This is a genomic window from Pseudonocardia terrae (genome assembly GCF_021343995.1).
GTDB classification, from domain to species: domain Bacteria; phylum Actinomycetota; class Actinomycetes; order Mycobacteriales; family Pseudonocardiaceae; genus Pseudonocardia; species Pseudonocardia terrae.
The window spans coordinates 80,835-102,437 of the sequence record NZ_JAJTTE010000011.1; the positions used below are offsets into that span (position 1 = coordinate 80,835).

General features: G+C 73.4%; 19 protein-coding genes. 6 read left to right on the plus strand and 13 right to left on the minus strand.

Features of this window, described 5'->3' with window-relative positions; genetic code table 11:
* The first annotated feature begins 214 nt into the window (after positions 1–214).
* The gene (locus LWC33_RS09820) at positions 215–400 is read left to right on the plus strand and encodes a CsbD family protein (RefSeq protein ID WP_233303960.1); all 186 of its coding nucleotides are present in this window, start codon (positions 215–217) and stop codon (positions 398–400) included.
* Between the two features lie 157 nt (positions 401–557).
* Here LWC33_RS09820 and LWC33_RS09825 read toward each other — a convergent pair whose 3' ends face one another.
* The 3 genes from LWC33_RS09825 to LWC33_RS09835 all read right to left on the minus strand — a co-directional run bounded on the left by LWC33_RS09825 (position 558) and on the right by LWC33_RS09835 (position 2,422).
* On the minus strand, positions 558–941 hold the full coding sequence (locus LWC33_RS09825; RefSeq protein WP_233303961.1) for an HNH endonuclease signature motif containing protein: 384 nt from the start codon (positions 939–941) through the stop codon (positions 558–560).
* A 16-nt stretch (positions 942–957) separates the two neighbouring features.
* The gene (locus tag LWC33_RS09830) at positions 958–1,575 is read right to left on the minus strand and encodes a DUF222 domain-containing protein (RefSeq protein WP_233303962.1); all 618 of its coding nucleotides are present in this window, start codon (positions 1,573–1,575) and stop codon (positions 958–960) included.
* 100 nt (positions 1,576–1,675) lie between these two features.
* The gene (locus tag LWC33_RS09835) at positions 1,676–2,422 is read right to left on the minus strand and encodes a helical backbone metal receptor (protein WP_233303963.1); all 747 of its coding nucleotides are present in this window, start codon (positions 2,420–2,422) and stop codon (positions 1,676–1,678) included.
* 153 nt (positions 2,423–2,575) lie between these two features.
* Here LWC33_RS09835 and LWC33_RS09840 point away from each other — a divergent pair, with 153 nt between their 5' ends.
* Complete coding sequence (locus LWC33_RS09840; RefSeq protein WP_233303964.1) at positions 2,576–3,358, plus strand: DUF899 family protein; 783 nt, start codon at positions 2,576–2,578, stop codon at positions 3,356–3,358.
* A 40-nt stretch (positions 3,359–3,398) separates the two neighbouring features.
* Here the strand turns inward: LWC33_RS09840 and LWC33_RS09845 are convergent, their stop codons facing one another.
* Entirely contained in the window at positions 3,399–4,316 is a 918-nt protein-coding gene (locus LWC33_RS09845) for a LysR family transcriptional regulator (protein ID WP_233303965.1), read from the minus strand.
* A 67-nt stretch (positions 4,317–4,383) separates the two neighbouring features.
* On the opposite strand from LWC33_RS09845, the gene LWC33_RS09850 reads away from it, so the two are divergent.
* On the plus strand, positions 4,384–5,616 hold the full coding sequence (locus LWC33_RS09850; protein WP_233303966.1) for an MFS transporter: 1,233 nt from the start codon (positions 4,384–4,386) through the stop codon (positions 5,614–5,616).
* A gap of 53 nt (positions 5,617–5,669) precedes the next feature.
* Here the strand turns inward: LWC33_RS09850 and LWC33_RS09855 are convergent, their stop codons facing one another.
* The 6 genes from LWC33_RS09855 to LWC33_RS09875 form a co-directional block, all read right to left on the minus strand.
* The gene (locus LWC33_RS09855) at positions 5,670–7,004 is read right to left on the minus strand and encodes an NAD(P)/FAD-dependent oxidoreductase (protein ID WP_233303967.1); all 1,335 of its coding nucleotides are present in this window, start codon (positions 7,002–7,004) and stop codon (positions 5,670–5,672) included.
* Positions 7,005–7,133: 129 nt separating this feature from the next.
* Positions 7,134–10,346, minus strand: coding sequence for a fused isobutyryl-CoA mutase/GTPase IcmF (gene icmF, locus LWC33_RS09860; RefSeq protein ID WP_233303968.1), 3,213 nt, complete (start codon positions 10,344–10,346; stop codon positions 7,134–7,136).
* A 130-nt stretch (positions 10,347–10,476) separates the two neighbouring features.
* Entirely contained in the window at positions 10,477–11,439 is a 963-nt protein-coding gene (locus tag LWC33_RS09865; protein ID WP_233303969.1) for a serine/threonine-protein kinase, read from the minus strand.
* Positions 11,440–11,470: 31 nt separating this feature from the next.
* Entirely contained in the window at positions 11,471–14,056 is a 2,586-nt protein-coding gene (locus LWC33_RS09870) for an ABC transporter ATP-binding protein (RefSeq protein ID WP_233304028.1), read from the minus strand.
* A gap of 144 nt (positions 14,057–14,200) precedes the next feature.
* A complete protein-coding gene (locus LWC33_RS34995) occupies positions 14,201–14,329 on the minus strand; it encodes a hypothetical protein (protein ID WP_255691416.1) in 129 nt (42 codons plus the stop codon).
* 440 nt (positions 14,330–14,769) lie between these two features.
* The gene (locus LWC33_RS09875) at positions 14,770–15,096 is read right to left on the minus strand and encodes a hypothetical protein (protein ID WP_233303970.1); all 327 of its coding nucleotides are present in this window, start codon (positions 15,094–15,096) and stop codon (positions 14,770–14,772) included.
* 103 nt (positions 15,097–15,199) lie between these two features.
* On the opposite strand from LWC33_RS09875, the gene LWC33_RS09880 reads away from it, so the two are divergent.
* A complete protein-coding gene (locus LWC33_RS09880; protein ID WP_233303971.1) occupies positions 15,200–15,988 on the plus strand; it encodes a maleylpyruvate isomerase family mycothiol-dependent enzyme in 789 nt (262 codons plus the stop codon).
* 295 nt (positions 15,989–16,283) lie between these two features.
* Positions 16,284–17,003 (plus strand): TetR/AcrR family transcriptional regulator, encoded by a 720-nt coding sequence (locus LWC33_RS09885; RefSeq protein WP_233303972.1) that lies wholly within the window; start codon positions 16,284–16,286, stop codon positions 17,001–17,003.
* Here LWC33_RS09885 and LWC33_RS09890 read toward each other — a convergent pair.
* Genes LWC33_RS09890 through LWC33_RS09900 form a run of 3 tightly spaced genes read right to left on the minus strand, consistent with a single transcriptional unit; the run spans position 16,975 to position 20,168 of the window.
* On the minus strand, positions 16,975–17,541 hold the full coding sequence (locus LWC33_RS09890) for a GNAT family N-acetyltransferase (protein WP_233303973.1): 567 nt from the start codon (positions 17,539–17,541) through the stop codon (positions 16,975–16,977). The genes LWC33_RS09885 and LWC33_RS09890 overlap by 29 nt on opposite strands.
* The gene (locus LWC33_RS09895; RefSeq protein WP_233303974.1) at positions 17,538–19,193 is read right to left on the minus strand and encodes an alkaline phosphatase D family protein; all 1,656 of its coding nucleotides are present in this window, start codon (positions 19,191–19,193) and stop codon (positions 17,538–17,540) included. Before LWC33_RS09895 ends, LWC33_RS09890 begins: the two co-directional genes overlap by 4 nt.
* Before the next feature lie 9 nt (positions 19,194–19,202).
* Positions 19,203–20,168: an ROK family protein gene (locus LWC33_RS09900; RefSeq protein ID WP_233303975.1), complete on the minus strand. Its 966-nt coding sequence runs from the start codon at positions 20,166–20,168 to the stop codon at positions 19,203–19,205.
* 81 nt (positions 20,169–20,249) lie between these two features.
* Between LWC33_RS09900 and LWC33_RS09905 the strand changes: the two genes are divergently transcribed.
* Complete coding sequence (locus LWC33_RS09905; protein WP_233303976.1) at positions 20,250–21,497, plus strand: DoxX family membrane protein; 1,248 nt, start codon at positions 20,250–20,252, stop codon at positions 21,495–21,497.
* Positions 21,498–21,603: the final 106 nt, after the last annotated feature.

Here is a 21,603-nt window from a genome sequence, read left to right on the forward strand (position 1 = left end):
AGTAAACACCGGATCCGGCGAGAGCTGTCGCAGCGGTGACCGTGGACGGCTCGTGCCGGCCGGTGCCGGCTCGTGCGGAAGCGGGCCGTAGCGGCCGGTGCCGGCGCCTGCGGAAGGCCGCCGGCCGACGAGGTTCCGAGAGCGGGTCCGGTGGGTAAGCCCCCTCATGTAGGGCCCATCGAGGGTCGTGGTGAGCGACGCGAAGGAGTGCGCCATGGCGATGGACGACAAGATCGACAACAAGGCCGAGGAGCTGAAGGGCAAGGCCAAGGAGGGCGTCGGCCGGGCGACGGACGACGAGGGTCTCGAGGCCGAGGGCCGCGGTGACCAGGCCTCGGGCAAGGTCAAGCAGGCCGGCGAGAAGGTCAAGGACGCGGCCAAGGACGTGTTCAAGAAGTAGCGCGCCACCGCACGACGGACGAGGCGCCTGGCAGCCGTTCGGCTCGCCAGGCGCCTCGCCGTGTCCCGATGGCCGGACCGGCAACCGGACGCCCGCGTTTGCCCGCATGAGTGAGGATGTGCGTGCAGGGGCGAGCCCTCGGTGCAGGGGCGAGCCCTCAGACGGGTTGGGCGACGAGTGGCTGCCCGCCGAGGGTGTGCGTGAGGTCCCAGGTCCGTGGCCGACTTCGTGGTCGTTGCTCGGGGTCGATCCAGACCGGGGGCACGAACTCCGGGATCCCGTCGCGCAGCAGGGCGACCCAGTCGGTGGTGTGGATCTGGTGGTGGTGGGCCTTGCACAGCATGACCAGGTTGCCGAGCGCCGTATGGCCGCCGTGTTCCCAGGGGAGGACGTGGTGGATTTCGCACCAGGAGGGTGGGCGGTCGCAGCCGGGATGCGCGCAGCCGCCGTCGCGGGAGGTCACCGCCCGGCGGAGCCCGTCGGGGATGGTGCGGGTGAGCCGGCCGACGTCGAGGGGTTGCCCGGCGCCGTCGAGCACCATGGGGACGACGCCGCAGTCACACGCCAGCTGGGCGGGTCAGGCGCAGTTCGTTGAGCGGCGGGGGTTGGGGTGTCGTCGGGTTCGGGGCCGTCCTCGTCGAGGGCCTCGAGCAGCGCGGTGCCCCACTGCTGCAGCTCGCGGGGGTGTAGCTGGTGGCGGCGTCGGCGAGCTGGATCTCCGCGCCGGCCCAAATCTCCGGGGTGAGTCGGCCCGCGGGCGGGGAGGCCAGCAGCCGGGTGAGCACCGCGACGTGGGCCAGCGAGGTGGTCCCGGCGGCGAACACTTCCGCCGTGGCCGGGAGTTTCGCGGGTAAGACCGCGCCGTCGAGCCCGATCCGCGGGCACACCGCGTCGGCGACTGCGACCCGCTGCGCGGCGGGCCCGTGGTCGAGGCGCAGCAGATCCTGCAGCGCCCGGGTGGGCGAGGCGTAGCCGTGCTCGGCGAAGGTGCCGCGCCGGTCCAGCTCGGCCACTGTCTGCACGCCGAGCTGCTCCAGGCGCCGGGTGACCGATTCGCGTACCCGCAGCGTCTCCACCAGCTCGGCGGCACTTGCGCCCGGTCCGGTCGCGGCGGCGAGCGCGTCGACGGCGTCGTCGAGCAGGCGCCACGCGTTGGCGATCGGGCTGGGGAGCATGCATCGACCCTACTCGAACACCACTTCGAACACAAGGTAAAGTTCGCAGCTCAGGACCACTTCCGAAGGACTCACTGAGTGGAAAGCTCTGCCTGGGGCCTCAGCCCCGCAGCGCCTCAGGCAGCACCCGCGCCGCTTCGACCAGGCTGGGCCCGTACCAGGTCAGCAGGCGCCCGCTGACCAGGACGGACGGGGCGGCGAAGGCCTCCGGGCCGTCGTCGGCGGTGAAGAGGTAGGGCTCGTCGGGGAGCACCACGAGATCGTGTGAGGGGAGGTCGGCCGGGTCGAAGCGCGGGTAGCGCTCGGGGGAGTCGGCCAGCACGTTGTCCACGCCGAGCCGGGCGAGCACCGCGCCGGTGAACGTGTCGGAGCCGCAGGCCATCCACGGCTTGCGCCAGATCGGCACCAGCGCGCGGCGCCGCTCGGTCGGCTCCGGGAGCGCGGCCCACAGGCGGCGGGCCTCGGCGAGCCACGCCGGCTCGTCGAACCCGCAGGCGGCGAGCATGCGGCCGAGCGAGTCCAGCCCGCCGTCGACGGTCCGGATGTCGGTGACGTAGACGGCGAGCCCGGCGTCGCGCAGCCGCTGCAGGTCGCCGGGCTTGTTCTCCTCCTGGTTGGCCAGCACCAGGTCCGGCGCGAGCGCGACGATCGCCTCGACGTCCGGGTTCTTGGTGCCGCGCACCCGCGGCACGTCGAGGTCCGCGGGGTGCGTGCACCAGTCCGTGGCGGCGACGAGCGTCGAGCGGTCGGTGGCCCCGACCGCCTCGGTCAGCGAGGGCACGATCGACGCGATGCGCGCGACCTTCGTGGGGACGTCGACCTCGCGGCCCTCGTCGTCGATCACCATGGCCCCGAGCCTCTCATGCGGCCCGCCCACTCGTCGGCCCATGGCCGGTACATCCAGTGCCCGGGCGATGAGTACCGGCGACGTCACCGGTCTGTCCTGCTGGAGCACGACGCCGCACGATGCCGCCCGGCACGAGACACCACGGAGGACGCCATGACGACCACCCCGAGCGACCCGACCACCGCGCCGCCCGGCCGCCCGCCCGTCGTCGACCTCGCCACCTGGCAGACCGCCCGCGACGAGCTCCTGGTCCGCGAGAAGGCCCACACGCGCGAGGGCGACGCTCTCGCAGCGGCCCGCCGTCGGCTGCCGATGGTGGAGTTCGACGGGACGGTCGAGGTCGTGGGGGCCGACGGCCCCGTCCCGTTCCTGGACCTGTTCCAGGGCCGCGAGGAGCTCGTGGTCTATAAGCACATGTGGTGGGACGACGCGCCGCACCAGGGCCAGTGCGAGGGCTGCACCACCACGGCCTGGCACCTGCAGGACGCGTCCTACCTCCATGCCCGTGGCGTCTCGTTCGCCGTCCTGACCACGGGCCGGTGGGACGAGGTGGCGGCCTACGTCGAGTTCATGGGCTACACCCAGCCCTGGTACTCGGTGCGCGGCGTGGCCGGGCCCGCCGGCGGCCACATGGGGTACCTCACCAGCTACCTGCGCGACGGCGACCGCACCTTCCTCACCTACTCCACGACGGGCCGCGGCAACGAGCGGGTCAACGCGTCCCTCGGCCTGCTCGACATGACGCCCTACGGCCGCGGCGAGGCCTGGGAGGACACCCCCGAGGGCTGGCCCGGGGGACGCCACGCGTGCTGGTCCTGGCGGACGGACGCGGACGGGAACGCCACCTGGGGGCCGACGAGCCGCCCCGTGCCGCAGTGGACGCGTCCCGGTGCGACCCCCGTCGAGACGCTCGGCAGGCACGGCGACCCGTCCTGACGCGCACGGTGCCGCCGGCCCGCGCTCACACGGGGAACCGTCACGCGGGGAACAGCGGAGCGTCCCGGTCCAGCAGGAATCGCCGCAGCGCCCGCACCGGCGAGCTGGCGGGCCGGTCCCGCGGCCAGGCCACGCCGATCACGCGGCTGGTGCGCGGGCTCGTCAACGGCAGCTCGACGACGCCGGGCGGCGGCTCGCGGTGCGAGACCGGCAGCAGGGCCACACCGAGGCCCGCCCCGACGAACCCGCGCAGCGTCGCCGTGTCGCCGCCCTCGAAGGCCAGCCGCGGGGTGAACCCGGCCTCCCGGCACCAGGCGTCGACGATGGTGCGCAGGCCGTAGCCGGGCAGGAAGCCGACGAAGGCCTCGCCCGCGGCCTCGGCCAGCGGAATGCCCTCGCGCCGGTCGGCGAGCGGATGGTCGGCGGGCACCACGAGCCGCAGCTCCTCCTCGCCGAGGGGCTGGGCGGCGAGCCCGGCCTCCTCGGGCAGCGGGGAGGTGAGCGCGAGGTCCGCCTCGCCGGCGCGCAGCCGTTGCAGCAGGACCGCGTGCGCGTCCTGGACCAGGTCGAACCGGATGCCGGGGTGCCGCGCGCGGAACTCGCCGATCACTCGCGGGACGACGTCGGCGCCCAGGGTCGGCAGGAAGGCCAGCGTGATCCGGCCGTGCACGCTGTCCACCTCGCCGGCCAGCTCGCGGGCGCCCGTGGCCAGCTCGGCGAGGGAGCGCTCGGCGTAGCGCAGCAGCAGCCGGCCCTCGCGGGTCAGCCGCACGGTGCGGCCGCTGCGGACGAACAGCGAGGTCCCCAGCTCCTGCTCGAGGCGGGCGACCCCGCGGGAGAGTGTGGACTGCGGCACACCGAGCTCGTCCGCGGCGTGCGTGACGTGCTCGGCCCGCCCGACGGCGACGAACCAGCGCAACCGGGGTGCGAGCGCGGCGAGGACCTGCGACTCATCCATTTATGCATTATCGCAGCAGATCAGATGCATTGGACGCATGCTGGTCCTGGTCGTACGGTCGTTGGCGATGACAACGACCGCGCCGTCCCCCACCACGTCCGCCCTCGGCCACGAGCGCGGCAGCCCGGGCTACCGCCGCCTCGGGCTGGCCATGTGGTGCACCGGGCTGGCGACGTTCGTGCTGGTCTACGCCGTGCAGGGGCTGCTGCCCACGCTCTCCGACGAGTTCGGCGTCTCGTCCGGGACCTCCAGCCTCGCGCTCTCCGCGACCACGCTGACCCTCGCGCTCGCGGTCGTCCCGCTCTCCGCGGTGGCCGAGGCCTGGGGCCGCGCCCGCGTGATGACCGTCGCGTTGACCGCGTCGGCGGTCCTCGGGCTGCTCGCCCCGCTCGCGCCGACCTTCGCGGTGCTCGTGGGGATCCGCGCGCTGGAGGGGGTCGCGCTGGCCGCGCTGCCGGCGTTGGCGATGTCCCACGTCACCCGGGAAGTGGCGCCGCGGCACCTCGGCGGCGCGGTCGGGCTGCTGATCGCCGGCAACACCATCGGCGGGCTCTCCGGGCGGCTCATCGCCACCGGGGTCGCCGACGTCGCGGGCTGGCGGCTCGCGCTCCTGGCCGTCGGCCTCGTGTCGCTGCTCTGCACCGTGGCCTTCCGGCTGCTGCTGCCGCCGTCGATCGCCCCGGCCGCCCCGCGGGTCCGGCTCGGCGAGCTCGGTGTGCCGATCCTGCGGCACCTGCGCGACCCGGGCCTGCTGTGCCTGTTCGGCATCGGCCTCCTGCTGATGGGCGCGTTCGTGACGATGTACAACTACCTGGGCTTCCGGCTGCTGCGCGCCCCGTTCGGGCTGCCCGCGGCGCTGGTCGCGCTGATCTTCCTCGGCTACCTGGCCGGGTCCTACGCCTCCACGGCGGCGGGTCGGCTCGGCGACCGGTTCGGCCGCCGGAAGGTCATGTGGATCGGCATCGTCGTCGCCGTCGCCGGCGCCTGGGTCACCGCGCCGGCCCGGCTGCCGACCGTCCTGCTCGGGCTGATCCTCGTCACCGTCGGGTTCTTCGCCGGGCACTCGCTCGCCAGCAGCTGGGTGGGCCGCCGGTCGTCGATGCTCGCGGAGGGGTCACCCGGCATCGCCTCGTCGCTGTACCTGTTCGGCTACTACGCGGGCAGCAGCGTCGGCGGCACCGTCGGCGGGGTGGTGTTCGACCACGCGGGCTGGACCGGGGTGGTCGGTTACCTGACCGTGCTGCTCGCCGGCGCCCTCGTCCTGGCCCTGACGCTGCGCCGGATCCCGGCCCCGGCGTGAGCCGGCGCCGGGCGACGTCCGCCCCGCGTCGGGAAGGGCCGGCGCCGGGAGGGTCAGCGCCGGGAGACGTAGTCCTCGCTGTACGAGCGCTCGGCCGTCGTGGGGTCGCCGAACGGGTACACGCGTTCCCCGCGCCGGTTGGCGGCCAGCGCGGTCGTCCAGTTGAGCAGTGTGGTGAACCGGTTGTGCACGCCCGCCAGGAACGCGATGTGGATCGCGCCCCAGAGCAGCCAGCCGACGAACCCGTCGAGCCGCACCGGGCCCTTCTCCAGCAGCGCGTGCCGCCGCGAGATGTAGGCGGCGTTCCCGAGGTCGAGGTAGCGGAACGGCCGCGTCGGCTGCCCGGTCAGGACCCGCCGGACGTCCTCGCCGGCGTGCCGCCCGGACTGCATCGCGACCTCCGCGATACCCGGCAGGTCGTCGAGGCTCATCACGTCGCCGACGACGCGGATCTCGGGGTGACCGGCGACGGTGAGGTCCGGCTCGACGGGGATCCGGCCCTGCCGGTCCTGCGTCACGCCGGTCTCCTTCGCCACGTTCTGCAGGAACGGCACCGCCTCGACACCCGCGGTCCACAGCACCGTGCGCGCGTCGTACCGCCGCTGTTCCCGCGTGCCGTCGGGACCCGGCCTCTTCGCGGTCGTGACCACCCCGCGCTCGTCGACCTCCGTGACGTGCACCCCGAACACCGTCTCGACGCCGAGCCGGTCCAGCGCCTGCTGCGCCTTCTCGGTGAGGTTGTGCCCGAACGACTTGAGCACCCGGTCGCCGCCGTCGAACAGCAGCACCCGCGCCTCCCGCGGGTCGATGTGCCGGTACTCGTGCTCGATGGCGTGCAGCGCGAGCTCGCGGATCTGCCCGGCGAGCTCCACCCCGGTCGGGCCGGCGCCGGCCACGGCGAAGGTCAGCCACTCCGCCCGGTCCTCCGGGTCGGGGAGGGTCTCGGCCATCTCGAAGGCGCCGAAGACCCTGCGTCGGATGGCGAGCGCGTCGTCGATGGTCTTCATCCCGGGCGCGTGCACCGCGAACTCCGGGCGGCCGAGGTAGGACTGGCGCATCCCGGCGGCGACGATCAGCTGGTCGTAGGGCAGGTCGAAGGTCGTCTCGTCGGGCCGGCGGGCGGTGAGCACCCGCGCCGTCGCGTCGAGGTCGCAGGCCTCCCCGAGGACCACGCGCACGTTCCGGTGCCGGCGCATCAGGGTGCGCAACGGCGACGTGATCTGGCCCTCGGACAGCAGTCCCGTGGCGCACTGGTAGAGCAGCGGCTGGAACAGCGAGGTCGTGGTGCGGTCGAGCAGCGTGACGTCCGCGTCGGCCCGCGCGAGCCGGCGGGCCGCGTAGACCCCGCCGAACCCGCCGCCGACCACGACCACCTTCGCCCGGCCCATCGGGTCCCCTCTCCACGCACGTCGTCCAGTCCCCACGTACCCGGCGGACGGCGACCGCATGCCCCGGGAACGACGTCGCCCCGCACTGACCAGGTGCGGGGCGACGGGGGTGCGGCGGGTGCGGACCGGCTACATGTTGCGCCGGTACTGGCCCCCCACCTCGAAGAAGGCGTCCGTGAGCTGCCCCAGCGAGCAGACCCGGGCGGCCTTCATCAGCTCGTCGAACACGTTGCCCTCACCGGTGGCGACGTCCTGCAGCCGGCGGATCGCCTGCTCGGCCTCGGACTTGTGCCGGCCCTGGAAGTCGGCCAGCCGGTCCAGCTGCGACTTCTTCTCGGCCTCGGTACCGCGGGCCAGCTCGATCTCGACCGGCTCCTCGTCGTCCGCGCCGGGCTTGAGGAAGGTGTTCACACCGACGATCGGCAGCGTGCCCTCGTGCTTGCGGTGCTCGTAGAGCATCGACTCGTCCTGGATCTTGCCGCGCTGGTAGCCGGTCTCCATGGCGCCCAGCACGCCGCCGCGCTCGGCGATCCGGTCGAACTCGGCGAGCACCGCCTCCTCGACGAGGTCGGTCAGCTCGTCGACGACGAACGAGCCCTGCAGCGGGTTCTCGTTCATGGACAGGCCCCACTCACGGTTGATGATCAGCTGGATCGCCATCGCGCGCCGCACCGAGGACTCGGTCGGGGTGGTGATCGCCTCGTCGTAGGCGTTGGTGTGCAACGAGTTCGCGTTGTCGTACAGGGCGCAGAGGGCCTGCAGCGTGGTCCGGATGTCGTTGAAGTTCATCTCCTGCGCGTGCAGGGACCGGCCCGACGTCTGGACGTGGTACTTCAGCTTCTGCGAGCGCTCGTTGGCGCCGTACTTGTCCCGCATCGCCACCGACCAGATCCGCCGCGCGACCCGGCCGATGACCGTGTACTCGGCGTCCATGCCGTTGGAGAAGAAGAACGACAGGTTCGGCGCGAAGTCGTCGATGTCCATGCCGCGCGCGAGGTAGCTCTCCACGAAGGTGAAGCCGTTGGACAGCGTGAACGCGAGCTGGCTGATCGGGTTCGCCCCGGCCTCGGCGATGTGGTAGCCGGAGATCGAGACGGAGTAGAAGTTCCGCACCTTGTGCCGGATGAACCACTCCTGGATGTCGGCCATCATCCGGAGCGAGAACTCGGTGGAGAAGATGCAGGTGTTCTGGCCCTGGTCCTCCTTGAGGATGTCGGCCTGCACCGTGCCGCGGACGTTCGCGTAGGCGAACGCCGTCAGCTCCTCGCGCTCGGCCTCGTCGGGCTCGCGGCCCTCCTCCTCGCGGAACCTCTCGACCTGCTGGTCCACCGCGGTGTTGAGGAAGAACGCCAGGATCGTCGGCGCCGGGCCGTTGATCGTCATGGACACCGAGGTGGTGGGCGAGCAGAGGTCGAAGCCCGAGTAGAGCTCCTTCATGTCGTCGAGCGTCGCGATCGAGACGCCGGACGTGCCGACCTTGCCGTAGATGTCCGGGCGGGTGTCCGGGTCGTGCCCGTAGAGGGTCACCGAGTCGAACGCCGTGGACAGCCGCTTGGCCTCGGAGTCCTCGGAGAGGTACTTGAACCGGCGGTTGGTGCGGAACGGGTCGCCCTCGCCCGCGAACATGCGGGCCGGGTCCTCGCCCTCGCGCTTGAACGGGAAGACGCCGGCGGTGAACGGGAACTTCCCGGGCAGGTTCTCCCGGCGCAGGAAGCGCAGCAGCTCGGCGTCCTCGGTGTAGCGCGGCAGCGACACCCGCGGGACCTTGTTGCCGGACAGCGTCTCCCGGGTCAGCTGCGTGCGCAGCTCGGAGTCCCGGACCTTCACCACGAGCTCGTCGCCCGAGTAGTCCTCGACGACCTGGGGCCAGGTGTCGAGCAGCTGGGCGGAGTCCGACGACAGGTCCTGCTCGGCCTTGCGCAGCGCGTCGTCGACCGACTCGCCGACCAGCTCCTTCGCAGTGCGCAGGTGCTGGCGGACGCGGGCCTTCGTGGCCTCGGACTCGGTCTCGGCGTGGTAGCCGCGCACCGTCTCGGCGATCTCGGCCAGGTAGCGCACCCGCTCCGGCGGGATGACGGCCGCGTACTCGGTGGAGGTCTTGCGGTCCACCTTCGGCAGCCGGCCCTCGTGCAGTGTGAGGCCGTTCTCGGAGAGCAGCGCGCCCAGCTCGTGGTAGAGCGCGGTCACGCCGTCGTCGTTGAACGTGGCCGCGGAGGTGCCGTAGACCGGCATGTCCTCCCAGCTCTCGCCGAACGCCTCGCGGTTGCGCACCAGCTGGCGCCCGACGTCGCGGCGCGCGTCCTCCGCTCCGCGACGCTCGAACTTGTTGATCGCCACGACGTCGGCGAAGTCCAGCATGTCGATCTTCTCGAGCTGCGACGCGGCGCCGAACTCCGGCGTCATCACGTACAGCGAGCGGTCGACGAAGGGCACGATGCCCGCGTCGCCCTGGCCGATGCCGGGGGTCTCGACGATGACCAGGTCGAACCCGGCCGCCTTGAGCACCGAGATCACGTCGCCCAGGTTCTCCGGGATGACCCCGTCGTTGCCGCGGGTGGCGAGCGAGCGGAAGTAGACCTGGTCGCCCTTGAGCGAGTTCATCCGGATCCGGTCGCCGAGCAGCGCTCCGCCGCCCTTGCGCCGGGTCGGGTCCACGGCCAGGACCGCGATCCGGAGCTTGTCCTCCTGGTCGAGGCGGAAGCGGCGGACCAGCTCGTCGGTCAGCGAGGACTTGCCGGAGCCGCCGGTGCCGGTGATGCCGAGGACCGGGACCTGCTTCTCGGAGGCCTTGACCCGCTCCAGCACGTCGGCCGGCAGCTTCCCGGACTCGGCCAGGGTCAGCGCCCGGGCGAGGGTGGCGGTCTCGCCGGTGAACACCCCGTCGTACGACGCCGGGGGCTGCTCCGAGAGGTCCTGGTCGGTCTCCCGGATCATCAGGTTGATCATGCCGGGCAGGCCCAGGCGCTGGCCGTCGTCCGGGGAGAAGATGCGCGAGACGCCGCGGGAGTGCAGCAGCTCGATCTCCTCGTGGACGATCACGCCGCCCCCGCCGCCGTACACCTTGACGTGCCCGGCGCCGCGCTCGCGCAGCAGCTCGACCAGGTAGGAGAAGTACTCGACGTGCCCGCCCTGGTACGAGCTGATGGCGACGCCCTGCACGTCCTCCTGGATCGCGGCGGTGACGACCTCGTCGACCGAGCGGTTGTGGCCCAGGTGGATCACCTCGGCGCCCTGCCGCTGCAGGATGCGCCGCATGATGTTGATGGCCGCGTCGTGCCCGTCGAACAGGCTCGCGGCCGTCACGAAACGGATGGGGTTCTTGGGAACGTAGAGCTCGCCCACGGATCCTCCTGCACGACGACGGACCCATTTAGTTTGACGTCCTAGTATCGGGCTTGCAAGAGATCGTGATGTGACGTCCGTCGGACGACGTTTCCGCAGCTCGGGAAGGGTGGCCGCGCCGGGCCGTTGCTCAGAGCAGGGTGTCGAGGGCGGCGTGCACCTCCGCGAGGGTGGGCCGGGAGCCCGGATCGGTGAGCAGGCAGCCGTCGAGGACGCTCGCCACCCGCACCGGCAGCCGGCGCCGGGACCGCAGCCGGGGCGCGCCCTTGAGCAGCTGCGGGTAGAGCCGGCCCAGCTCTGCGCGGGGGTGCGTCGAGTCGGTGCGCGAGAGGCTGTGCGAGCCGGTCTGCTCCGGGTCCGCGACGCCGTCGGGGAAGGGGCGGACGCCCGTCGCGGCCTCGTGCAGGACCACGCCGACCGCCCAGACGTCCGTGGCGGGGGTGACGATCCCGCCCAGGATCTGCTCGGGTGCCATGTACCGGGCGCTGCCGACCTCGGCCGGCGCCGGGCCGGGTGCGCGGGCGAGCGCCAGGTCGATCACGCGGGTCACGCCGGCGCTGACGACGATGTTGCTGGGCTTGACGTCGCAGTGCACCCGGCCGTGCTCGTGCAGGTACCGCAGCGCCGCGCCGAGCTGCTGCCCCAGGTGCGCGAGGGCGGTCTCCGGGAAGCGGCCGTAGCTGTCGAGCGCGTCGGACAGGGTGCCGCCGGGCAGCGACTCCAGCACCATCACCGGGTTCGGGCCGCGCTCGTCGACCAGGTCGAGCAGCCGCACGATGTAGGGGTGGCGCAGCGCGCGCAGCAGCTTGGCCTCGCGCAGCAGCTCGCGCCGGGTCCGGACGTCGCCCACCAGGTCCGGGCGCAGCACCTTCGCCACCGTGTGGCAGTGGTGGACGGCGCTCCACGCGTCGTAGGTGTCGAAGTCCTCGCCGCGACGCAGGTGCTGCACCACGCTGTAGCCCGGCGCGACCTCGTGGCCCGGCGGGAGCGGCGGCGGCCCGTCGAGACCCGGGTCGGTCGCCGGGACCGCGAACCGCAGGTCGTCGGGAGCCGGATCCGGGCGGGGATCCGGCTCCACGACGGCCGCACTCATCGCGCGCCCCCGTGGGGGCGCCCGGCGTCACTCACCGCGGACCGCCGGGGCGCACGCTCCAGCCCGTCCGGTCGCCGTCCACGTCGTCGACCCCCACACCGTCGAACTCCACGCCGTCGATCCTCGCGCGATGCCGCCCGCCCGGCACCTCGGAGGTCCGGGTGACGGCGGCGAAACGCTCGGTGGGAGCGACGTCCGGTCCGGAGGTGGCCCCGGCCACCGGGGCCGGCCGGAACTCGGTCACGCCCGTACAGCGCGCGGGCAACGCCCAGCGGGACAACGCCTCCGGGCCGGACACCGGGGCGAGCTCGGAGAGGCCGACGTGCGCTCCCGCCGTGCGGAACGTGGGGAGCAGGGCGGTCTCGGCCCACGGGTCGGCCGGCCACGAGGAGGTCTCCAGGGCGGCGAGGTCCGCGTCGAGGTCCGCCGCGAGGTCGTCCCCGTAGCCGTCCCCGTAGCCGTCCTCGATCCCGATCCCGAAGCCGTCCCCGAACTCCCCGAACCCGCTGTGCAGGGTGGCGGGCAGCCGCTCCGCCAGGGGCTCCGCGCCGGGGTGGTGCAGCCGGTACAGCTCGGCGTAGCCGGGGCTGCGCGTGAGCAGCTCGCGGTGCCGCCCGGAGGCGGTGATCCGGCCGTTCTCCAGGTAGACGATCTGGTCGGCGTCGGTGACCGTGAGCAGGTTGTGGCTGATCACCAGCGTGGTGCGGCCCGCCATCAGCCGGCGCAGCGGCGTGAGGATGCGCTCGGTGGCGCCGGCGTCGAGCCCCGTGGTCGGCTCGTCGAGGATCAGCACGGGCGCGTCGCGGACCATCGCCCGCGCGATCGCCAGCCGCTGCCGCTGACCGCCGGAGAGCAGCCGTCCGCGCTGGCCGACCCGGGTGTCGTAGCCGTCGGGCAGCGCGCTGATGAACTCGTGCGCGTCGGCGGCCCGTGCGGCCTCGACGATCTCGGCCTCGCTCGCGTCGGGGCGGCCCCAGAGGATGTTGTCGCGCACCGTGCCGTCGAACACGAGCGTCTCCTGCAGCACCGCCGCGACGTTGCGCCGGACGTCGGCGAGGGCGAGGTCGCGCAGGTCGTGCCCGTCGAGCACCACGGCTCCGGCATCGGGGTCGTAGAAGCGCAGCAGCAGCTTGGTCAGCGTGGTCTTGCCGGCGCCGCTGGGCCCGACCACCGCCACGGTGTGCCCCCGCGGGACCAGGATCGACACCCGCTCCAGCGCGGTCCCGGTCGTGCCCGGGTAGGTGAAGGTGACGTCCTCGAGCCGCAGGTCGCCGCGCGCCCGTTCGATCCGCACCGGATCCGGCCGGTCGGTGACCCGGGGCTGCTCGTCGAGCAGCTCGATCACGCGCTCGGCGCCCGCGGCCGCGGCGTAGACGGTGTTGCCCATCTCGCCGAACCCGCGGACGGGGCCGAACAGCTGGCTCAGATAGCCGGTGAACACGAGCAGGCCGCCGAGGGTCAGGTTGCCGCGGGCCATCTGCCAGATGCCCACGCCCAGGACGGTCAGCACGCCGACGACCTCGAGCATCCCGACCAGCGGGCCGAACAACGACTTGAGCCGCACCGCCACCATCTGCGCGGCGAAGGCGCCGCGGCTCTCCCGGTGGAACCGCTCGGTCTCGGCCGCCTGCCGGCCGTACGCCTGCACGAGGGCGACGTTGCCCAGGCTCTCCTCCGCCACGGCCGCGATGCCGCCGGTGCGCCGCCGCTTCTCCCGCGACGCGCTCTTGATCCGGCGCGCGAAGAACCGCGACGCCAGGCCGAACACCGGCGCGGCCGCGATCGCGATCAGGGCCAGCTGCCAGTTCAGGAAGAAGAGCAGCGCCGTGAAGACGATCACCTGGACGCCGTACGTCACGGCCATCGCGACGCCCGTCAGGACGAGCTCCTCGATGGCGCCGATGTCGCTCGACAACCGTGACATCACGTCACCGAGCTGGCGCCGTTCGAAGAATCCGAGCGAGAGGCGCTGCAGATGTGCGAACACGCGGGTGCGCAGGACGAGGACGAATCGCTCACCGACCCACGCGGAGACGTACGAGTCGAAATAGTCGACCACCGCACCGACGACCGAGACGGCCAGATAGGCACCGATCACCCACGGCAGCAACGTGTAGTTCTGCGGGGTGAGCACGTCGTCGATCAGGATCATGAACAGCCAGAGGCTGGCGGCGATCGTGAGCGGGCTGAGCGCCGACAGGATCAGGCCGACCGCGAAGCGGCCGCGGAACCCGGCGGTGTAGGGCCAGAAGCGGCGGAAGATCTGCCGCACCGTGAGGTGCGGGGCCTCGGGCAGCAGGGCGCCGGCGGAGCGGTCCGGGGCGCCCGGCCCGGGCCCGGTGTCGGGCTCGGCTCCGGGCTCGGCTCCGGGCTGGGCGTCGGCCTCGCGGTGAGGCTCGACCGCGACTGCCCGGGAGTCGTCGTCGCTGGTCACGAGGTCGGCGGACGGCAGTGTCACGGCCGGGAACGACTCCGGGGTCGGCTCCGGTCCGGGGTCCGGATCGAGGGCGTCCGGGGTCTCGGTGGTCTCGGTGGTCTCGGCGGTCTCGGTGAGCGGTCGGGTCGCGCGGCGGGAGCCGCGCCTCGTCGCGCGGTGACGGGCGGTGGGGGACGGCATCGTCACGTGCCTCCGGTGGTCCGGGAGAGAACGGGGGAGTGCGGGGGCCGGAACGTCGGGCGAGAAGACCGGTCGGGAAGACGACGACGGCCCCTCCCACCGCAGCGCGGGAGGGGCCGCCGCACGGACATCAGAGCACCCGGCTCACTTGTGCCCGTGCTTCTTCTTGCCGTGCGACTTGCTCCACGACTTCTTCGACTGCGAGCACTTGTCGTGCTTCTTCGCCGGCTTCTTCGGGGCGCCGGGCAGCGGCAGCAGGTTCGCGAAAGGCATGACTACTCCTTCTCGGGTGACACGCGATCCGCTGATGCGCACCGCGTACCTCGCCTAAAGCGCGAGCGGGAAAGAGGTTGCGACGTTCTCGACACGCCACTCGATCGAGTTAAACAGCCGGTGAACGGCAGGCGTGGGACGTCCGGGCGAGCGCCGCCCGGTCGGGTGATGTGATCGCACCGTGATCGGTCACCGCGCGCACCGGAGCTCGCGTTCGTGCGCTGTGAATGCGATCACGACGATCGCACCCAGCCGCTCGAGACGTCCCGCTCGGTCACGCTGCGCGGGCGGGGCGCCGGAATGCACGAGGTTCGGCGACGTCGGGCCGCGGGGGATCGGGCTGCGGGGGATCGGGCTGCAGGGGATCGGGCTGCAGGGGATCGGGCTGCAGTGGATCGGGCTGCAGGGGATCGGGCTGCAGGGGATCGGGCTGCAGGAGGTCAGGCCGCGCGGCGCTCGGGGATCGCGTCGACGGCCGGGTCGAGGACGGACTCGACCGACTCCACGGCCTCGTCCACCACGTCGCCGACGGCATCGGTGAGCGAGGCCGGGGCGCCCGCGGCGCGCCGCGCCCGGATCCGCCCGCGCAGCACCCGTGCGGCCACCGTGCCCGCGACACCGACCACGGCGAGGGCGGCACCGGACAGCACGATCGGCAGGATCCCTGCGTCGGGGAAGACCGCCATGAGCACGAACGAGGAGAGTGGCCACCACAGCAGGGTTCGACCCGCACCGTGGCGCGTCCAGTCGTGATGCTCGGGCGCCATGAAGGTCCCTTACCCGGTGCGATCACGGATCATGCCTGTGACCCGCGATCCGCCCGGGAGCGCGGGACCCGGCGGCCTCGCCGGCGTGGGCTAGGTTCCGGTCATGAGCAGTGACGCCGCCCCCACCACGCCCGTGATCGACGTCCGGACCGCCCTGCTCGACGAGAACGCGCGGCTGGCCGAGCTGGTGCGTACCGCCGATCACGGCACGGAGATCCCGACCTGCCCCGGATGGACGTTGACCCAGCTGCTGCGCCACGTCGGGCGCGGCCACCGGTGGGCCGCCACGATGATCACCGAGCGCGTGACGGAGCCGCTCGACCCGCGGCAGGTCCCCGGCGGCAAGCCGCCCGCCGACCTCGACGGCACCGCGGCGTGGCTGCGCGAGGGTGCGCAGGCCGTGCTCGACGCCGTCGACGCGGTCGGGCCGGAGGCCCCGGCCTGGACCTTCACCGGCCCGAAGCCCTCCGCCTGGTGGATCCGCCGCCGGCTGCACGAGGAGACGGCGCACCGCGCGGACGTGCAGCTCGCGCTGGGGCAGGACAGCGACCTCGACCCGGCGCTCGCCGCCGACGGCCTGTCCGAGTGGCTCGACCTCCTCGCCGCCCGCCGCGGCCGCGAGCTGCTGCCCGAGGGCGTCACACTGCACCTGCACGCCACGGACGGCGACCTCGGCCCGGCGGGGGAGTGGACGGTCCGTCCCGACGGCGTCGGCGAGCGGGCCGGGATCGCCTGGGAGCACGGGCACGCGAAGGGGACCGTCGCCGTCCGCGGGCCCGCCACCGTCCTCTACCTCGCCGCCCTGCGCCGGTTGCCGGCGGACGACTCCCGCCTGGAGGTGTTCGGCGACGCCGCGGTCCTCGACGCCTGGCTCGCCGGCACCCCCTTCTGAGCCTCTTCAGGCCGCGGCCGGCTCCGGTGTCCCCGCGGCCTCCTCCGAGGCCGCGGTACGCCGGGGAGCAGCACGGTGAGCACACCCGCCAGCGCGGTCGTCACCGCGACGGCGGCCAGGACCACCCGGAAGTCGGCGGTCATCCCCGCGCCGGCCGCCCTCGGCGATCAGCACCGCCACGAGCGCGAGCCAGGGCCACCGGTAGAGCGTCTCCACGATTCTTCAGAACGAACGGCGTTCGAACGAACGCTGTTTCTATCCACGAACGGCGTTCGTGTCAAATAGAATCGAACGCGTGGAGCACGAATTGCCCGAGCCGCCCTGGCGCACCCCGCGCAAGCAGCCGGCACGACGCTCCCTGTCGCGGGAGACGATCGTCGAGGCCGCGATGGGGGTGTTGCGCAAGGAGGGGATCGACGGCGTGAGCATGCGCCGTGTCGCAACCGAGCTGTCGACCGGCGCGGCGTCCCTCTACGCGCACGTCGCGAACAAGGACGAGCTCGTCGAGCTGCTGTTCGACGAGGTCGCGGGGGAGATCCCGCTGCCCGAGCCGGACCCCGCGCGGTGGCGCGAGCAGGTCACGCAGCTGTGGGTCGACTCGCGGGCCACCCTGCTGCGCTACCGCGACATCGCCCGTGCCGCGCTCGGCTCGGTCCCCTTCGGGCCGAATGCCCTGCGCGTCACGGAGACGACCCTGCAGCTGCTGCGCCTCGGGGGTGTCCCGGAGCAGGCGGCGGCCTGGTCGGCCGACGTCGTGGGCCTCTACGTCAGCGCGAGCGCGGTCGAGGGCGCGATGCGGGCGCAGCGCGAGGAGGGGCGCGGCCAGTGGGACGACGAGGCCGGGCAGACGCAGGAGTTCCTCGCGTCGCTGCCCGCCGACCGGTTCCCGACCTTCGTCTCGTTGCTGCCGCACCTGACGTCGGGCACGGAGGAGGAGCGGTTCCGGTTCGGGCTGGAGCTGCTGGTGAGCGGCCTCGCCGCGCTGGCTACAGGTCCTCGGGAAGCAGGTCCATGAGCAGCCCGTCGTGCCAGGTGCCGTCGGCGGCGCGCTCGTACGCGCGCATCACGCCGACCCGTCGGAACCCGACCCGCTCGTAGCTGCGGATCGCGCGCTCGTTCGTCGCCGCCGGGTCGATGACGATCCGGTGGTGCCCGCGCACGTCGAACAGGTGCCGGGCGAGGGCGCGCACGGCGTCGGCGCCGAGGCCCTGCCCGTGCGCGTCCGGGTGCAGGGCGACGTCGATGCCCGCGTGCCGGTAGTCGGGGTCCTCCTCCTCGTGGAACATGATCAGCCCGACGGTCTCGCGGTAGGCCTCGACCGCGTAGCAGTGCGGGCCGAGGAGCTCCCGGCGCACCCGCTCCAGGTCGTACCCGGCCCACCAGCGCGCCACCTCGGGGTGCTGCAGGATCTGCAGGAACTCGCCGACGTGCCGCGGTTCGGTGGGCCGCAGGACCACGGTCTGCCCGGCGAGCGCGCCGGTGCCGTCCGTCTCGGGCGGCTCGTCGCCGCGTAGCGGCACCGCGCCGGGTCCCGGATGTCCGAGCGTGCTCATGCAGCCTCCGCGCTGAGGGTGACGCGGGCCCGTTCGTCGAGCGCGGCGGCGGACCGGGGCTTCTCGAAGATCACCTCGGCACGCCTGCCGTCGACGAGCAGGGTCGCGATGTGGTTGCCGAAGAGGGGGGTGCCGACCCGGTCCCAGCGCAGGCCGGGGGCCGGGGCGCCGTGATGGGCGGCCCAGGCCCGGGCCCACGCGGCGGCGGGCCGCGACCAGGCGAGCCGGAACGCGGCCCGGACGGCCCCCGGCACGTGGTTGTGCACCGGGGAGCAGACGACCTGGTGGACGCGCGCAGCGCCGGCGGTCACGCCGGGCAGCTCCGCCCGGGCGGTGTAGCTGTGGTGCACGTCACCGGACAATACCGTCACCGTCGCGGGGGCCGACGGGCCCTCCGCACCCCGGGCCGCCCGCCCGACCAGCTCGGCCAGCCGGTCGAACGACGCGCGGAAGGCCGGCCAGTGCTCCATGTCCGCGGCCTGCCGGACGGCCTCGCCGAGGCGGCCGCGCAGTCCGGGCCGGCTCGCGGCGATCTCGTTGACCGTCTCCAGGTCGCCCAGCGCTGGGGCGAGCAACCAGGGCACGGACGTGCCGAGCAGGAGGTGGTCGACGTCGCCGCCGTCCGGCGCCGGGGCGGACGCCTGCCTCTCCACCCACGCGAACTCACGCTCGCCGAGCATGAGGTGCTCGCCGCCCTCGAGGACGCGGGCGTTGCGCGAGTCGATCATCACCAGCCGGCTTCGGCCCATGTCCCAGCGGAAGCTGAACCGCAGGCCCTTGCTCCCGTCGACCTCGGCGTCGGCGCGGTCGGCGAGATCCACCAGCAGCGGCCAGACGTCGCCCTCCGCCGCCTGCACCTTCGTCCAGTCCGGATCGGCGGCCAGCTCCTCCGGGGAGAGGTTGCCCAGGTGCTGGTACACCCAGTACGAGGCCAGGGCCGAGCGGATGCGGTCGCGCCACCACGGGGTGCGGGCCGTCTCCGCGCGCCAGGCGGCCGAGGTGTTCCAGTCGTCCCGCACGTCGTGGTCGTCGAAGATCATCGCCGTCGGCACGGTCGACATCACCCAGCGGATCTCCGGGTCGATCCACGAGTCCCGGTAGAGGCCGACGTACTCGTCGAAGCCCACGATCTCGTCCGCGGGCCAGTCGGGGTGCCGCTCCCGGCGGCCGGCGATCCGGCGGCGGGTCTGCAGGGTGAGCTCGTCGGCGTAGACCTGGTCGCCGAGCAGCAGCAGCGCCGAGGGCCACTCCTCGGCGGGGGCGCGGGCCATCCGCGCGGCGTAGGCGTCGAGCGCGTCGATGCCGTAGAGCGCGGCCTGCTTCCGGTCGGAGACCTTGACGTACCGGCACGAGCCGAACACGATCCGCGCCCGCCCGGCGGAGCGCGGCCCCCGGGTGGGGATCACGCTCGGCGGGAAGGGGCTGTGCGGCAACGGCCAGGCCTGCTCGCCGTCGACGTGGACCTCGTACGGGATCCGTGCGTCGGGATCGAGCCCGGTCACCGCGACCAGCGCGAAGTGGTGCCCGGCCACCTCGAACGTCCGCGCGCGACAGCCCAGCACCTCGACCGTCGCCGGGCCCGCCGTCTGCACCCACACGACCGCCGTCGTCTCGCCGACGTGCCGCAGGACGGGACCGAGGAGGAGGGTCACGCGGTCACGCTAACGGGTGCTCCGATCATCCGCGTGATCCAGTGCGAGCAGGGCCGCGCCGATCTTGCCGGCGGCGCTCCCGAACGTGCTGGGGAGCACCGGGACCAGCGGCCGGACCGTCTTCGCGTAGGCGAACTCGGCGGCCGCCTCGCGCAGCGGGGCGAGGAGCAGCTCGCCGGTGTCGACGACGCCACCGCCGATCACGACGGCGTCGAGCTCGAAGATCGTCGTGACCGACGCGATGCCGATGCCGAGCCAGCGGGCCAGGGTCTGGAACAGCCGCCGCGCCGTGGGGTCGCCCTGCAGCGCCGCCTCCGTGACGACCTGCCCGGTGACCTCGGCGTTCTTCTCGCGGGCCAGCCGCGCGATGAGGCCGTCGGGCTCCGCGGCCGCGGCCTCGCGGCCGGTGCGGGTCAGCGCGGTGCCCGAGGCCAGCGACTCCAGGCAGCCGTGGTTGCCGCAGCCGCACGGCGGGCCGTCCGGGTCCACGATGATGTGGCCCAGCTCGGCGCCGAGCCCGCGCGGGCCGCGGTAGATGTGCCCGCCCAGCACGATCCCGCTGCCCACCCCGGTGCCGACGGTGACCAGCACCATCTCCTTGTAGAGGCTGTCGCCGAGGCGCGCCTCGGCCAGCCCGGCCACGTTGGCGTCGTTGTCGACGACCGCGGGCAGGCCGGTCGCCTCCTCGATCTCGGCCCGGACGGCCCAGTCCCGGTAGGCGTTGTTCGGCGCCCAGAGGATCCGCCCGCCCGGCCACTCCACGGTCCCGGCGGCGCCCACCCCGACGGCCAGCACCTCGGGGTTGCGCGCACGCAGCCGCTCGACCATGCCGAGCAGCAGGCGCGACATCGTGGGGGCGTCCGAGGTCGCGGGGGTAGGCTCGGTCAGCTCGTCGACGACCGTCCCGTCCTCGGCCACCACCGCGCCGGCGACCTTCGTGCCGCCGATGTCCAACCCGATCGCGTGTCTCGCCACCCCGGCATGATTGACGACCCCGCGGGTCCCCCGCCAGCGGCACCCGTGTTTGCCACACGCGAGCGTGGGGAACGCGGCCCCATGCCTCTGTTGCGTCGTGTGGCCCGCCCCATGCTGGCCGCCATCTTCATCTCGGGCGGAATCAACGCGTTGCGCCAACCCCAGGCGCACGCCGAGGCCGCCAAGCCCGTCCTGGACTACGCCGCGCCCGCGATCGACAAGGCCGTGCAGATGTCCCCGCTGGAGAAGCGCCCCGACAACGAGACGCTGGTGAAGGTCGAGGCCGGCGCCAAGGTGGCCGCCGGGACGCTGCTGGCACTCGGCAAGCTGCCCCGGACCTCGTCGGCCGTGCTCGCCGCCACCCTGATCCCGACCACTCTGGCCGGGCACCGCTTCTGGGAGGAGAGCGACCCCGAGGCCAAGCAGGCCCAGCAGGTCCACTTCCTCAAGAACGTCAGCCTGCTCGGCGGGCTGATGATCGCGGCCGCGGACACCCACGGCAAGCCGTCCGTGGCCTGGCGCAGCCGCAAGGCCGCCGAGGTCGCCTCCGCCGCGTTGGAGAAGCGGGCCGAGGCGCTGTCCGACGCCGCGCACAGCGCCACCGACTCGGTGAGCGGGCTGGTCTCGGGCCTCGGCGGATCGGGCGCGTCGACCGGGTCGGACCTGGCCGGCAAGGCGTCGGCCTTGACCGAGTCGCTGTCCGCCACGGTCGCCGAGAAGGCGCCGGTCGTGAAGGCGCGGGCCGCGGAGCTGGGCTCCGCCGCGTCCGAGCGCGCCGCCGCCCTGGGGGCCACCGCGTCCGCGCTGTCCGCGACGGCGTCCGACCGCGCCTCCGAATGGGCCGCCACGGCGTCGGACCAGGCGTCGACGTGGGGCGACGACCTGTCGAAGCGCGCCGCGAAGGCCGCGAAGAAGGCCGAGAAGCGCGGCGCGGCGCTGCGCAAGGAGGTCGACAAGCGCAGCGCGGAGTGGCAGAAGGAGCTCGACCGGCGCGGGAAGGCCTGGGAGAAGCTCGCCGACCAGAAGGGCGACGCCTGGGCGAAGGCCGCGTCGAAGAAGCGGGCCCAGTGGGAGAAGGCGGCCGACAAGAAGCGCGCCGAGTGGGAGAAGAGCGCGCGCAAGGCCGCCAAGAAGGCCCGCAAGCAGGCCCCCGGCTACGTCGACCAGCTGACCGCGCTCGCGGCGCAGGCCGGCGAGCAGGTGTCGAAGTTCGGCAGCGACGTCGCCCACCGCGCCGCCGAGGCCGGCTCGACCGCAGGTTCCGCCGGCGCGAAGGCCGTCGAGGGGATCGCCCGGGACGCGCGCAAACGCGCCAAGGCCGTCGCCTGAGCAACGCGTGATCGTCATCTGAGCAGCGCCCGAGCAGCGCCCGAGCTGCGCCGGACCCCGGCCCCGCCACCGACGTGCCCCGGTGGCGGGGCCGTCCCGTGCGTGC

Excerpts from the sequence above, each read along its gene's own strand:
- LWC33_RS09820 (WP_233303960.1), top strand. The coding sequence starts at position 215 with ATGGCGATGGACGACAAGATCGACAACAAGGCCGAGGAGCTGAAGGGC.
- LWC33_RS09825 (WP_233303961.1), bottom strand. The coding sequence starts at position 941 with ATGGTGCTCGACGGCGCCGGGCAACCCCTCGACGTCGGCCGGCTCACC.
- LWC33_RS09830 (WP_233303962.1), bottom strand. The coding sequence starts at position 1,575 with ATGCTCCCCAGCCCGATCGCCAACGCGTGGCGCCTGCTCGACGACGCC.
- LWC33_RS09835 (WP_233303963.1), bottom strand. The coding sequence starts at position 2,422 with ATGGTGATCGACGACGAGGGCCGCGAGGTCGACGTCCCCACGAAGGTC.
- LWC33_RS09840 (WP_233303964.1), top strand. The coding sequence starts at position 2,576 with ATGACGACCACCCCGAGCGACCCGACCACCGCGCCGCCCGGCCGCCCG.
- LWC33_RS09845 (WP_233303965.1), bottom strand. The coding sequence starts at position 4,316 with ATGGATGAGTCGCAGGTCCTCGCCGCGCTCGCACCCCGGTTGCGCTGG.
- LWC33_RS09850 (WP_233303966.1), top strand. The coding sequence starts at position 4,384 with ATGACAACGACCGCGCCGTCCCCCACCACGTCCGCCCTCGGCCACGAG.
- LWC33_RS09855 (WP_233303967.1), bottom strand. The coding sequence starts at position 7,004 with ATGGGCCGGGCGAAGGTGGTCGTGGTCGGCGGCGGGTTCGGCGGGGTC.
- LWC33_RS09865 (WP_233303969.1), bottom strand. The coding sequence starts at position 11,439 with ATGAGTGCGGCCGTCGTGGAGCCGGATCCCCGCCCGGATCCGGCTCCC.
- LWC33_RS09870 (WP_233304028.1), bottom strand. The coding sequence starts at position 14,056 with ATGCCGTCCCCCACCGCCCGTCACCGCGCGACGAGGCGCGGCTCCCGC.
- LWC33_RS34995 (WP_255691416.1), bottom strand. The coding sequence starts at position 14,329 with ATGCCTTTCGCGAACCTGCTGCCGCTGCCCGGCGCCCCGAAGAAGCCG.
- LWC33_RS09875 (WP_233303970.1), bottom strand. The coding sequence starts at position 15,096 with ATGGCGCCCGAGCATCACGACTGGACGCGCCACGGTGCGGGTCGAACC.
- LWC33_RS09880 (WP_233303971.1), top strand. The coding sequence starts at position 15,200 with ATGAGCAGTGACGCCGCCCCCACCACGCCCGTGATCGACGTCCGGACC.
- LWC33_RS09890 (WP_233303973.1), bottom strand. The coding sequence starts at position 17,541 with ATGAGCACGCTCGGACATCCGGGACCCGGCGCGGTGCCGCTACGCGGC.
- LWC33_RS09905 (WP_233303976.1), top strand. The coding sequence starts at position 20,250 with ATGCCTCTGTTGCGTCGTGTGGCCCGCCCCATGCTGGCCGCCATCTTC.